Below are 12047 nucleotides of genomic sequence, written 5' to 3' on the forward strand. Positions count from 1 at the left end.
TGTGAATGCACGACCCACGCCGCCCCCGCGGCACAACCCAATCAGTTGGAGGAAACACGTGAATCGATCAATACGAATCACCGCACTTGCCCTGGCGAGCGTGGCCTTTGCCGGCGGCGCCGCCGCCGCAAACCGCGTCGACCTGCATGGCACGAACCTTTCCCATCTCAAGCAGCAGTATCAGTCCGTGGCCGCCACCCATGGGATTGCCGCGATGAGGCATACCCGCCATGAACAGTTCATCGGCACGGACGCAAACTCGCGTCTGCTGATGAAGCGCAACCATGCAAGCCATGGCGTGCGTAATTATCGCTATGACCAGACTTTCCGAGGTATCCCGGTGTTCGGTGAAGGCATCGTGGTCAGCGAGGACGCCGCCGGCAACGTGCGCAAGCTGTTCGGCAACATGGCCAGTGGCCTGGAGCAGGACATCACTTCGGTCAAGCCGAGCCTGAGCAAAGCCCAGGGCCTGCTTGCCGGCAAGCGTGCCGGTCTTGGCAAGCGCCTGTCGGGCATGCTCACCGAAAACGAGTCCTCCAACCTGGTGATCTTCATCGACGATGCCGGCCGTGGCCACCTAGCCTATGCGGTGTCCTTCTTTGCCGATGCGGTTGCTGGTGGTAGCCCGACCCGCCCAACCGTGCTGGTCGATGCCCAGAACGGTCGCGTGCTGAAGCAGTGGGAAGCGCTGACGACCGCCAATGGCACCGGTCCCGGTGGTAACCAGAAGACGGGTCAGTACGAATTCGGCACGGACTTCGGTTACATGAACGTGGGGCAGAGCGGCAACACCTGCACCATGAACAACAGCAATGTGCGTGCCGTGAACCTCAATGGTTCAACCGGCAGCAGCACGACCGCATTTACATACACCTGCCCGCGCAACACCTACAAGACCATCAATGGCGGCTATTCGCCGATCAATGATGCGTTCTATTTCGGCGGCGTGATCACCGACATGTACCCGGCCTACACCGGCTACAACGCGTTGTCGTTCCAGCTGATCATGCGTGTGCACTACAGCTCGCAGTACGAGAACGCATTCTGGAACGGCTCCAACATGAGCTTCGGCGACGGCAAGAACACGTTCTACCCGCTGGTCAGCTCCGACGTGGCCGGTCATGAGGTCTCGCACGGCTTCACCGAGCAGCATTCCAACCTGACCTATTCCGGCCAGTCCGGTGGCATGAATGAGGCGTTCTCGGACATGGGTGGCGAGGCGACCGAGTACTACCTGAAGGGTAGCAACGACTACCTGGTTGGCCAGGAAATTTTCAAGGGCAATGGCGCGCTGCGCTACATGTGCAATCCGACCCAGGACGGCAGTTCGATCGACAATGCCTCCAACTACACCAGCGGCATGGATCCGCACTACTCCTCGGGCGTGTACAACAAGATGTTTTGTAAATTGGCCAAGACCTCCGGCTGGGGTGTCCCGACGGCGTTCAAGGTCATGGCGCGTGCCAACGCCGAGTACTGGACCTCGAGCAGCACCTACGCCAGCGGTGCCTGCGGCGTGATCACGGCGGCTACGGACCTTGGACTGAGTACATCGGCTGTGGCAGCTGCATTCACCAGCGTCGGTGTCAGCACCAGCAGTTGTGGCGGTGGCGGTGGCGGTGGCACCGGTGGTGCGTTGACCAAGGGCACGGCGGTGAGCGGCATCAGCCAGAGCACCGGCAACGATGTGGTCTACACCATGGTGGTGCCATCCGGTGCCACCGCTCTGAGCTTCACCATGTCCGGTGGTACCGGCGATGCCGACATGTACGTCAAGTTCGGCAGCACACCGACCGACACTTCCTACGATTGCCGTCCGTACAAGTCCGGAAATTCGGAAAGCTGCTCATTCGCATCTCCATCCACGGGTACCTACTACGTTCGCTTGAAGGCGTATTCCAGCTTCACGGGCGCAAGCCTGATCGGTGACTACACGGCGGGCGGCGGCGGCGGCGGCGGGAGCAGCAGTGTGTTGCTGCCGACAGTGTCCAGGGGCAATACGTCCGCGACGTATACCCTGACCGTGGCCTCGGGCCAGACCGGCGTCATCAGCATCTCCGGCGGCACCGGTGATGCGGACCTGTATGTGAAAAAGGGCAGTGCCCCTACGACAAGCAGCTACGACTGCCGTCCGTACAAGTCCGGCAACAGCGAGAGCTGCACCGTGACGAGCGCTGGCACGTACTACATGAACGTCCGCGCCTACCAGTCGTTCTCTGGCGTTACCTTGACGGGGGCAACTTCGCCCTGACTTACCGCTGAAAAGTAATACAACTTCGGACCCCGGCCTCGTGCCGGGGTTCTTTTTTAGCTCTTCAGCCAAGCCCTGGAGGAATGGCAGGTCGGGCCTTGCGCCGTTCCACTACAGGAACGAGTCCGCCAGCCGCGCGATGCCGGCCAGGCTGCGTTCCCACGCGGGCCGCTTGCGCCACTGATCGATATCGATGATGTCGGCATCGGCCAGGTAGTCCGCTTCGATCCTGCGCAGCTGCGCCACAACTTCGTGGTCGTAGCAGAGCAGGCCTAGTTCTGCATTGAGTGCGAAGGAGCGGATGTCGAGGTTGATCGAACCGACCAGGGCGATCTCGTCATCCACAGTCAAGTGCTTTGCGTGCAGGAAATGCGGACGGTACAGCGCGATGCGCACGCCGGCGGCAAGCAGGGTGTCGATATAGGAATCCTGCGCCCACGCAGTCAGGTGCTGGTTATTGCTTTTGGAGAGGATCAGCTGGACCTCGATCCCGGACAGCGCGGCGATTTCCAGCGCATCTAGGGTGGCGTCATCAGGCACGAAATAGGGCGTGGCCAGTACCAGCCGCTTGCGCGCGCGCTGGGCAAGTGCAATGACCATGTTGCGCGCGTTGGCGAACGGATACGCCGGGCCGCTCGGCAGCAATTGTGCAGGCGTACCGCCGGCGATCTCCGGGGGATGTTCCGGCATCGCCAGCGTGATGCCGGTTTCGATGTACCAGTCGCTGGCGAACAGTGCGCCCAGCTGCGCCACCACCGGACCCTGCACGCGGATGACGACCTCGCGGTTGGGATGGCCCGGCACGAACGTCGCCTCTGCCAGGTTCTGCGAGCCGGTGTAGCCGATGCGGCGGTCGATTACCGCGAGCTTGCGATGGTTGCGCAGGTCCATCCGCGCACTGCGTCGCCAGGCCAGGCCGCCGGCCAGCATCGCCTGGACTTCCACGCCAGCCGCGCGCAATGGCTTGGCGAACGCACGCAGGCCGCGTTTCGCGCCGACATCGTCGAGCAGCACCCGGCAATGCACGCCGCGTCCGGCGGCGGCGCGTAGTGCATCGGCGACGGCATGGCCGATCGCATCGTCGAACATCAAGTAGTACAGCAGGTGCACTTCGGAGCGCGCGCTGGCGATGTCGTCCAACAATGACTTGAGCGAGGCGTCATAGTCGTCCAGCAGAGCCACCGCATTGCCCGGCATCGGCATGAAATCCCCGATGCGCTCGCCAAGGCGTGCGATGTCGTCGGCGATGGCATCGTCATGCGGCACCCAGCGCAGCTTGACCAGCGGTTGCTGGCGCTCGGCGATCACGCGCGAGGCATTGGCCTGGCGTTCGCGTCGCTGTTTGGACACCCATGGTTGTCCAAACGCGAGGTACAGCGGCAGGCCAAGCAGGGGCACGAAGCCCACCAGCAACAGCCAGCTGCGCGCCGCCGCGGGCGGGCTGCGTACCGGGATCCAGAACAGCGCGGCGATACGAATCGTCCAGTCAGCGATCAGTATCCAGGTGGCGGTCTGCAATTCAAAAGCCATGCCCGATTGCACCATGTCCGCCGCAAGCGTGCGAGTTTGGATAGGTGTGCTGCAAAAAAGAAACCCGCCGAGAGGCGGGTTTCTTCATCCATCCGACAACAAGGAGGCTTACTTGATCTTGCCTTCCTTGTACATCACATGCTTGCGCACGACGGGGTCGTACTTGCTGACCTCCATCTTGGCTGGCGTGTTCTTCTTGTTCTTGTCGGTGGTGTAGAAATGACCGGTACCGGCCGAGGAAATCAGACGAATCTTGTCGCGTTTGCTTGCCATGTCGTCCTCCTCAGACCTTTTCGCCGCGGAAGCGGAGTTCGGCCAGAACCGAATCAATTCCGTTCTTGTCGATGGTGCGCAATGCGTGCGCGGAAACCTTCAGCTTGACCCAGCGATTTTCGCTGGCGACCCAGAAGCGGCGCTCGTGCAGGTTGGGCAGGAAACGACGACGGGTTCTGTTGTTGGCGTGCGAGACGTTGTTACCAGTCTGCACGCGCTTGCCGGACACTTGGCATACGCGGGACATTACGCACCTCGATGATGATTGATGACGTGCTTAGCCAGCACGACGTCGGCTTCGATGCATCGCCATCCGGTGACCGGTTGGCGCGCATGCGCGATACGGAATCAGGGTCTCGCGGCCAATGACAGGTCGGAATCGCGCTTCCTGGACCTGCCCGGTGACGGCGTCGATCCACAGGGAATCGGGCCAACCGGACGCAGCGAGCCGCGCATTATGCGGGGAAATGCCATTGCAGGCAAGCACTTGGGCGGCCATGGGCTCTCGCGGGTAGCGAGACTTGCGAGTATTCGCTACGCGGCTCGAAATGCCGCTGCGCAAATACCCGCCAATCCCGCCACCGGGAAATGGGGTCAGAGTGGATTTCCTGCCGGCGCTAATAGGTTTTAGCGACATCCTTGGTCAGGAAACTCCACTCTGACCCCATTTTAGGAGCTCAGGGCACGACTTCAGCCCTGGCTTTGGCGATATACGCCCGGATCTGGGTCTCCAGCACCGGCAGCGGCACCGAGCCCTGCGCCAGCACCGCATCGTGGAAGGCGCGCACGTCGAACTTCGGTCCCAATGCGGCCTCGGCCTCATGCCGCAGCCGGACAATCGTCAGCTCGCCCAGTTTGTAGCTCAGTGCCTGCGCCGGCCAGGAGATGTAGCGGTCGACCTCGGTTACGACTTCATGCTCGGACAGCGCGGTGTTGTCGCGCAGGTAGGTGATCGCTTGCGCCCGGCTCCAGCCCTTGTGATGCATGCCGGTGTCGATGACCAGCCGGCACGCACGCCACATCGCATAGGTCAGCCGGCCGAATTCCTCGTACGGGGTCTGGTAGATCCCCATTTCCTTGCCCAGCCATTCCGAATACAGGCCCCAGCCCTCGCCATAGGCGCTGATGTACTCCTTGCGGAAATCAGGCACTTCGCCCTGTTCGCGGACCAGTGAACCCTGCAGCGAATGGCCGGGTGAAGACTCGTGCAGGGTCAGCGCTGGCAGGTTGTACAGCGGGCGTGAGGGCAGATCAAAGGTATTGAGCCAATAGGTATCGGCGCCGCCGCGGCCCGCAGTCCAGAACGGCGCGATGTCCGGCGGCACTTCGACAATCGTGAAGCGCCCGCGCGGCAGGGTGCCGATCAACTTGCCGACCTCGCCATCGACCCGCTTGGAAATCCATGCGGCGCGATCCAGCAATTCCTGCGGTGTCTTGGCGTAGAACTGCGGATCGATGCGCAGGAAGGTGAGGAATTCGCCAAAGCTGCCCTTGAAGCCGACCTGCTTGATGATCGCGTCCATGTCGGCGCGGATCGAGGCGACTTCGGTCAGGCCAATCGCGTGGATCTCATCCGGCGACAGGTCCAGCGTGGTGTATTTGCGGATCTGTTCGCGGTACCAGACCGGTCCATTCGGCATTGCCTCAGCGGCCAGCGTGGTGCGCGCATGCGGCACGTACTCGTTGCGGAAGAAGGTCAGCAGGTTGGCGAACGCGGGCATCAGCGCATCGGCAATTGCAGCGCGGCCTTCGGCGCGAAGCGCAGTCTGTTCGGCGACCGGAATGCTGGTCGGCATTTTCCGGTAGGGATCGAAGAAACTGGACGCTTCCGGATCCTTGAGCTGGGCGACGCCGGCAATCGACACGTCCCTTCCATCCAGCACCGCGCGCGGCACGCTGAATCCGCGTGCCAACCCGGCACGCATGTTGACGATCTGCTGGCCGAAGTAACGCGGCACATCGCGCAGGCGCGCGGCATAGGCGCGATACGCGGCGGCATCACGCATCGGCGAGCGCGCCATGAAGCCCAGGTCCGACCAGAACGAACTGTCGGAGTTGAATGGCATTTCATAGTCGTGGAAGCGAATCTCCGCGGCCATGTGTTCGATCTGCGGGTGATACACCGCGAAGTTGACCTGGTTGGTCGGCGACAGGCTCAAAGCATTGATGCCGTCGAGCTTTTTCAGCACGTCATCCAGATACACCAGGCGCTTGGCCTGCGCCTCCGGGCTGACGTCCGCCAGGTGATCCGAAGGTGGCCGCCCGCTATTGTCGCTGTCCTCGTCCCACGATGGTGCCTGCGCGATGCGCCATTGCCATTCGGCTTCGTAGATTGCCTTGAAGGCCTGGTCGGTGGCGTTTTCGACGACTGCCGGTTCCGGTTGGTCCGCCGTGGCGACAGTCGTCGCCACCGAAACCGTCGGCAGCAACATGGCGAGCGCAAGCAGCAGGGATTTCATGGACTTGGATCCGGGAGCGAAGTCGCCGGATCGTAGCATCGGCGTCGCAGCTGTCAGTGCGTGCGCAGTCAGTGCCCGGCGCGGTCGCGGTGCCAGCCGCGATGCTTGATGTCCAGGTACAGGCTGTAGCAGGCGGTGAAGCTGGGGAACAGGTTTTGCAGTATGCCGACCGAGTCGTTCTTGCCGAACACGAAATAGCTCAGCGTCATCAGGCTGCCGACAATACTCATGTACCAGAACGCACGCGGAATCACTGGCTTGCCATGGCGTTTGCTGGCGATGAACTGCAGTAGCCAGCGGCCGCCGAACATCAGCGCGCCGACCAGCCCGATCAGCTTCCACGGACTCATGTAGATGCCGGTCCACGCCAGCCACGCGATCGGCGAATTCATCACGTCGGTGGCGGGCGCCAGGATCATGGTTTCAATCGTTCCAGTTCTTCCACCGCGGTGCACCGACTGCGCAGGATCAGCCACGCCATCCCGCGCAGGTCGCGGATACCGACCAGCGCGCGGTTGAGGTTGTTGTACTTGGACACGCCGGCGGTGCGATGGCGGTGGTTGACCGGCACGCTGATGGTCTTCCAGCCGGCGCGCTGCATCAGCGCCGGCAGGTAGCGGTGCATGTGGTCGAAGTAGGGCAGGTCGAGGAAAGCCTCGCGCTCGAACAATTTGGTCCCGCATCCGGTGTCGGGAGTGTCGTCGCGCAACATGCGCGAGCGGATCGCATTGGCCAACTTCGATGCCCAGCGCTTGCTGCCGGAATCCTGGCGCTTGACCCGCCAGCCGGCGAACAGCTTGACCTCGGCTGTTGCCGCATCGCGCTGCGCCAGCAGCTTGGGGATATCGGCCGGATCGTTCTGGCCGTCGCCGTCGAGGGTCGCGATCCACGCGCCGCGCGCGGCCTTGACCCCGTTGCGTATCGCGGTGCTCTGGCCTGCGTTGGTCAGATGACGGATGACGCGCAACTCGGGCGTCGTCGCTTGCAATGCCTGCAGGCGTTGCAGGGTGGCATCGCGCGAGGTGTCGTCGACGTAGACGATTTCGAAAGCCTCACCTTTCAGCAATGCGTGTCCGCGCAATGCGGCAACGATTTCGCCCACCAGCGGCGCGACGTTGTCTTCCTCGTTGTGCACTGGCACTACGACCGACAGCTGCGGGATATCACTCATTCGTCCGCCCATGCGATCAGCGCTTACGAGGTCTGCGCTCACGACTTGTTGCGCAGGCGTTCCAGCACGCCGTCGAGAGTTTCAAGATTGGCGTAATGAATGACCAGTCGGCCTTTGTTGCCACGACCATTGACCACGTCGACGCGGCTGCCCAGGGTTTCCGACAGTTCGCGCTCGAGCGCAACGATATCGGCCTGCGGCTTGGCTTTGGCCTTGCCGGTGACGCGCGGCGTGGGCGCCTTGCCGCTGGCGAGTTGTTGCACGCGATGTTCGACTTCGCGCACTGACCATCCCTGTTCGGCGGCCTGCTTGGCCAGTGAGATCGCCATCGGCGCCGCGAGTGGCAGCAGCGCGCGCGCATGGCCCATTTCCAGTGCGCCGGTCTGCACCATTACGCGGATATCGGCCGGCAGTTCCAGCAGGCGCAGCAGGTTGGATACCGCTGCACGCGAACGGCCGACGGCCTCGGCGGCCGCGGCATGGGTGAGGTCGAATTCGTCGATCAGCCGCTGCAGCGCCTGCGCTTCCTCGAGCGGATTGAGGTCTTCGCGCTGGATGTTCTCGATCAGCGCCATCGCCACCACGGTGCGGTCGTCGACCACGCGCACCACGGCCGGGATTTCCTTCAGGCCGGCGCGTTGCGACGCACGCCAGCGGCGTTCGCCGGCAATGATCTCGTAGGTGCGGCCACCACGGCCATCGGCGTCGGTTTGCTCGCGAACGACGATTGGCTGGATCACGCCCTGCGCGCGGATCGATGCGGCGAGTTCTTCCAACTTCGCCTCGTCCATCGAACGTCGCGGCTGGAACTTGCCCGGCACCATCGCGTCGACCGGCAAGGTGCGCAGCTGGTCGCCCGGCAATGCCTGCAATGGCTGCACGTCCGCAGCCTTGGGGCCTAGCAATGCTTCCAGTCCGCGACCGAGGCCACGCTTCTTGGCTGCACTCTTTGGTGCGCTTTTGGGCGCGTCCTTGGCGCCTGTCATGCGGCGTTCTCCCTTGTTTTGGCGAGTTCGTTCTTCTGTGCCAATTCGCGTTCGCGCTGCCGGCGCAACACTTCGCCGGCCAAGCCAAGATACGCCACGCCGCCGCGACTGGCCTTGTCGTAGCCGAGGATGCTCTGGCCGTGGCTGGGCGCTTCGGCCAGGCGCACGTTGCGCGGAACAATCGTACGGAATACGAGTTCGCCGAAATGGTTGGTGAGTTCGGCCGACACCGCATTGGCCAGGTTGTTGCGCACGTCGAACATGGTACGCAGCACGCCTTCAATCTCGAGTTTCGGGTTGAGCCGGCGCTTCAATGCATCAATCGTGCTCAGCAATGAGCTCAGGCCTTCCAGTGCGTAGTATTCACATTGCATCGGCACCAGCACCGAATCAGCGACGGTCAATGCATTCAAGGTCAGCAGTGACAGTGAAGGCGGGCAATCGATCAGAATGAAATCGTAATTGCCGCGCACCGGCTCCAGTGCCTGCTTGAGCCGTTGTTCGCGGTTAGGCAGATCCATCAACTGGATCTCGGCAGCCGTCAGGTCAATGTTGCACGGCAGCAGGTCGAAGCCATCTTCGCTGCGAACAATCGTGCTGCGCGCGTCGGCTTCGCCCAACAAGACATTCGTGGTCGACATCTCCAGCTCGCGCTTTTCAATGCCACTACCCATGGTCGCGTTGCCCTGCGGATCCAGGTCGATCAACAGGACGCGCTTGGGCGTGCGCGCCAGCGCGGCGGCCAGATTGACCGCGGTTGTGGTCTTGCCGACCCCGCCTTTCTGGTTGGCAATGGCGATGATGCGAGCCATGCGGCGTGTGATTCCTTCGCAGATCCGGGATCGACGCGACACCGGGTTGCCGATTATGCCTCAGCGTAGCGTTTTGCCCACTTCGACCAGGTGGCGCTCGGCGCCAAGCCCCGGTACCTGCAGCGCATGCGTGGCCAGCAGCTGCCAGCCCGCCGGCAGCGCGGCGATCTCATCGACCGGCAGCACGCCCTTCATCGCCAGCAGGCGGCCGGTGTGCGTCAACAGGTGGCCGCCGAGTTCCAGGATCAGCGGCAAGCTGGCCAGTGCGCGCGCGGTGATCGCATCGAACTGGTCGGGCGCATCGAATGCCTCGATCCGCGATTCGGCGATCTTGACGTTGTTCAGTTGCAGCTGGCGCACGGCCTCGCGCAGGAAACGCGCCTTCTTGCCGTTGCTTTCGACCAGGGTGACCTGGAGTTGTGGCAACGCAATCGCCAGCGGGATGCCGGGCAGGCCGGGGCCGGTGCCGAGATCGGCCAGCGTGTCGATGCCGGCCAGGTGCGTGTGCATCGCCAGCGAATCCAGCAGGTGCTTGACCAGCATTTCGTGCGGGTCGCGGATCGCGGTCAGGTTATAGGTCTGGTTCCAGCGTTGCAGCAAGGTCAAATACGCCAGTAGCGGTTCTGCAAGCGTGGCTTCCAGGCTTAATTCGGACAGGCCGGATTCCAGTTCGGGGCGCAGCGCGGCGACGGCATCGTTCATGTGCGAAGTATGCCGGCGTAGAAGGCCAGCACGGCCAGGTAGCCGGGTTCCGGCGCGAACACATGCAGCCGCCAGTCGGCGACATCGCCCAATGCCGGATCACAATTGAGCATGCGCAATGCATCGTTGGTGACATCGAACGCCACCCGCGACAGCCCGAACCCGATGCCATGACCGTGTGCCTTGAGCACGGCTTCCTTGGCGCACCACAGATGCAGGAATGCTGCATGACGCGGTTCGGCCTCGAGTGCTTCGAGCATGGCGATTTCTGTGTCTGCGAAGTAGCGCCGTGCGATGTGCAGGGCATCCACGCGCCGTGCCGGCATTTCGACATCGACGCCGATGCTTCCGGACGCGACATGGGCCAGCAACATGCGACCGCCGCTATGCGACCAGCTGATGTCGCCACTTCCTGCCGGCAGCCTTGGACGACCGCGGACATCGCGTTGCAACTGGCCTGCAAGTGCATGGCCGGCGATACCGGATAACCAATTGTGCGCACTGCCGAACGTGTCGGGAAGCTGCGCCTGCCAACGACAGGCGATGCCGTCGATGGTGAAATCCTGGCGTGTTGTTTCCTTCATCTCATCGTGACTTTACTGAGCTCGGCACGGCATGCAGGGGAATCCCGACGCCGTCATCACATCCGCAGTTGGACACTACAGCCGTACCTCCACGCAATGGCGCGAGGGGAGTTACATCAAAGAAGGAGCAGGCCATGGGTTTCATCATCTGGTTGATTATTGGCGGCATCATCGGCTGGCTCGCCAGCATCGTAATGAAGACCGACGGGCAGCAGGGCATCATCCTGAATGTTGTCGTCGGCATCGTCGGTTCCTACCTGGGCGGCTGGCTGATTGCCCCGCTGATTGGCGGTGGCGGCGCCATGGGTTATGTTTCGGCGCTGATCGGCGCGATCATTTTGCTCGCGGTCATCAACCTGTTCCGCCGCGGTCGCGTGCGCTAAGCCAACAAGCGAAGTTTATCCACATGGATGTGAATGCAAAGGCCCGGCCAATGTGCCGGGCCTTTGCGTTGGTGCAGGTTCAATCGGCGGCGAGTTGCACCCACGCCGGCGTGTGGTCGCTGGGACGCTCCCAGCTGCGCGGCGTGCGGTCGATGTCGGCATCGACGGTCTGTTCCTTGAGCGCATCGGATACCAGGGTCAGGTCGATGCGCAGGCCCAGATCGCGGCGGAACGCGGCCTGCCGGTAATCCCACCAGCTGAAGATGCCGGCCTCGTTGTTGTGCAGGCGGAACGCGTCGTGCAGGCCGAGGTCGAGCAGGCGCTTGAGCGCCGCGCGCTCGGCGGTTGAAGTCAGGATATGGTCGTCGTTCCAGACCGCCGGATCGTTGACGTCGCGATCATCGGGAGCGATGTTGAAGTCGCCCATTACAACCAGCTGCGGGTGCGAGCGCAGTTCGTCCGCCAACCAGCCGTGCACTGCGTCGAGCCAGCGTAGTTTGTATGCGTATTTCTCGGTGCCGATATCCTGGCCGTTGACCACATACAGATTGACGATGCGCACGCCATTGACTGTCGCGGCAATCGCGCGCGCCTGCACGTCGTCGAAGCCGGGGATGCCAGCCTGTACGTCGCTGATTGTGTGCCGGGCCAGGATCGCCACGCCGTTGTAGGTCTTCTGGCCAACAAAAACGTTGCGGTAGCCGGCGGCCAGCAGCGCGTCCTCCGGGAATTTGTGATCCTCGAGCTTGGTTTCCTGCAGGCCGACCACATCGGGGCCGAAATCGGCCAGCCACTGCTGCAGGTGCGGCAGGCGCACATTGAGGGAATTGACGTTCCAGCTGGCAATCTTCATCTGGCGAGTCTCATCGGTTGGCGGCCATGGCACGGCAGGGCAG

Annotated in this window: 13 protein-coding genes; 2 read left to right on the plus strand and 11 right to left on the minus strand. The window is 62.7% G+C overall.

Annotated elements, in window-relative coordinates:
• Nucleotides 1-58: 58 nt before the first annotated feature.
• Nucleotides 59-2251 carry a pre-peptidase C-terminal domain-containing protein gene (locus PSV05_RS04235; protein WP_300061932.1) on the plus strand — a complete coding sequence of 731 codons (2193 nt, stop codon included), beginning with the start codon at nucleotides 59-61 and terminating at the stop codon, nucleotides 2249-2251.
• Between the two features lie 111 nt (nucleotides 2252-2362).
• Here PSV05_RS04235 and cls read toward each other — a convergent pair whose 3' ends face one another.
• The 10 genes from cls to PSV05_RS04285 form a co-directional block, all read right to left on the minus strand.
• Nucleotides 2363-3781, minus strand: coding sequence for a cardiolipin synthase (cls, locus tag PSV05_RS04240; RefSeq protein ID WP_300061934.1), 1419 nt, complete (start codon nucleotides 3779-3781; stop codon nucleotides 2363-2365).
• Between the two features lie 108 nt (nucleotides 3782-3889).
• Nucleotides 3890-4054 carry a 50S ribosomal protein L33 gene (gene rpmG, locus PSV05_RS04245; RefSeq protein WP_300061937.1) on the minus strand — a complete coding sequence of 55 codons (165 nt, stop codon included), beginning with the start codon at nucleotides 4052-4054 and terminating at the stop codon, nucleotides 3890-3892.
• A 10-nt stretch (nucleotides 4055-4064) separates the two neighbouring features.
• Nucleotides 4065-4301: a 50S ribosomal protein L28 gene (gene rpmB, locus PSV05_RS04250; protein WP_300061940.1), complete on the minus strand. Its 237-nt coding sequence runs from the start codon at nucleotides 4299-4301 to the stop codon at nucleotides 4065-4067.
• 430 nt (nucleotides 4302-4731) lie between these two features.
• On the minus strand, nucleotides 4732-6513 hold the full coding sequence (locus PSV05_RS04255; RefSeq protein ID WP_345782233.1) for a DUF885 family protein: 1782 nt from the start codon (nucleotides 6511-6513) through the stop codon (nucleotides 4732-4734).
• Nucleotides 6514-6581: 68 nt separating this feature from the next.
• On the minus strand, nucleotides 6582-6932 hold the full coding sequence (locus tag PSV05_RS04260) for a lipid-A-disaccharide synthase N-terminal domain-containing protein (protein WP_300061943.1): 351 nt from the start codon (nucleotides 6930-6932) through the stop codon (nucleotides 6582-6584).
• Nucleotides 6929-7684 carry a glycosyltransferase family 2 protein gene (locus PSV05_RS04265; protein WP_300061946.1) on the minus strand — a complete coding sequence of 252 codons (756 nt, stop codon included), beginning with the start codon at nucleotides 7682-7684 and terminating at the stop codon, nucleotides 6929-6931. The genes PSV05_RS04260 and PSV05_RS04265 overlap by 4 nt, the downstream gene beginning before the upstream one ends.
• 38 nt (nucleotides 7685-7722) lie before the next feature.
• A complete protein-coding gene (locus PSV05_RS04270; RefSeq protein ID WP_300061949.1) occupies nucleotides 7723-8670 on the minus strand; it encodes a ParB/RepB/Spo0J family partition protein in 948 nt (315 codons plus the stop codon).
• Entirely contained in the window at nucleotides 8667-9482 is an 816-nt protein-coding gene (locus PSV05_RS04275; protein WP_300061952.1) for an AAA family ATPase, read from the minus strand. Before PSV05_RS04275 ends, PSV05_RS04270 begins: the two co-directional genes overlap by 4 nt.
• 60 nt (nucleotides 9483-9542) lie before the next feature.
• Nucleotides 9543-10184: a 16S rRNA (guanine(527)-N(7))-methyltransferase RsmG gene (rsmG, locus tag PSV05_RS04280; RefSeq protein ID WP_300061955.1), complete on the minus strand. Its 642-nt coding sequence runs from the start codon at nucleotides 10182-10184 to the stop codon at nucleotides 9543-9545.
• Nucleotides 10181-10768 (minus strand): 4'-phosphopantetheinyl transferase superfamily protein, encoded by a 588-nt coding sequence (locus tag PSV05_RS04285; protein WP_300061958.1) that lies wholly within the window; start codon nucleotides 10766-10768, stop codon nucleotides 10181-10183. Before PSV05_RS04285 ends, rsmG begins: the two co-directional genes overlap by 4 nt.
• A 134-nt stretch (nucleotides 10769-10902) precedes the next feature.
• Between PSV05_RS04285 and PSV05_RS04290 the strand changes: the two genes are divergently transcribed.
• Nucleotides 10903-11151, plus strand: coding sequence for a GlsB/YeaQ/YmgE family stress response membrane protein (locus PSV05_RS04290; RefSeq protein WP_300061961.1), 249 nt, complete (start codon nucleotides 10903-10905; stop codon nucleotides 11149-11151).
• A 79-nt stretch (nucleotides 11152-11230) separates the two neighbouring features.
• On the opposite strand, the gene xth is transcribed toward PSV05_RS04290, so the two are convergent.
• Nucleotides 11231-12004 (minus strand): exodeoxyribonuclease III, encoded by a 774-nt coding sequence (xth, locus tag PSV05_RS04295; RefSeq protein WP_300061963.1) that lies wholly within the window; start codon nucleotides 12002-12004, stop codon nucleotides 11231-11233.
• Between the last annotated feature and the right edge of the window lie 43 nt (nucleotides 12005-12047).

Source organism: Thermomonas sp. (assembly GCF_029945965.1).
Lineage (GTDB): Bacteria > Pseudomonadota > Gammaproteobacteria > Xanthomonadales > Xanthomonadaceae > Thermomonas.

Excerpts from the sequence above, each read along its gene's own strand:
- cls (WP_300061934.1), bottom strand. The coding sequence starts at position 3,781 with ATGGCTTTTGAATTGCAGACCGCCACCTGGATACTGATCGCTGACTGG.
- rpmG (WP_300061937.1), bottom strand. The coding sequence starts at position 4,054 with ATGGCAAGCAAACGCGACAAGATTCGTCTGATTTCCTCGGCCGGTACC.
- rpmB (WP_300061940.1), bottom strand. The coding sequence starts at position 4,301 with ATGTCCCGCGTATGCCAAGTGTCCGGCAAGCGCGTGCAGACTGGTAAC.
- PSV05_RS04255 (WP_345782233.1), bottom strand. The coding sequence starts at position 6,513 with ATGAAATCCCTGCTGCTTGCGCTCGCCATGTTGCTGCCGACGGTTTCG.
- PSV05_RS04260 (WP_300061943.1), bottom strand. The coding sequence starts at position 6,932 with ATGATCCTGGCGCCCGCCACCGACGTGATGAATTCGCCGATCGCGTGG.
- PSV05_RS04265 (WP_300061946.1), bottom strand. The coding sequence starts at position 7,684 with ATGAGTGATATCCCGCAGCTGTCGGTCGTAGTGCCAGTGCACAACGAG.
- PSV05_RS04270 (WP_300061949.1), bottom strand. The coding sequence starts at position 8,670 with ATGACAGGCGCCAAGGACGCGCCCAAAAGCGCACCAAAGAGTGCAGCC.
- PSV05_RS04275 (WP_300061952.1), bottom strand. The coding sequence starts at position 9,482 with ATGGCTCGCATCATCGCCATTGCCAACCAGAAAGGCGGGGTCGGCAAG.
- rsmG (WP_300061955.1), bottom strand. The coding sequence starts at position 10,184 with ATGAACGATGCCGTCGCCGCGCTGCGCCCCGAACTGGAATCCGGCCTG.
- PSV05_RS04285 (WP_300061958.1), bottom strand. The coding sequence starts at position 10,768 with ATGAAGGAAACAACACGCCAGGATTTCACCATCGACGGCATCGCCTGT.
- PSV05_RS04290 (WP_300061961.1), top strand. The coding sequence starts at position 10,903 with ATGGGTTTCATCATCTGGTTGATTATTGGCGGCATCATCGGCTGGCTC.
- xth (WP_300061963.1), bottom strand. The coding sequence starts at position 12,004 with ATGAAGATTGCCAGCTGGAACGTCAATTCCCTCAATGTGCGCCTGCCG.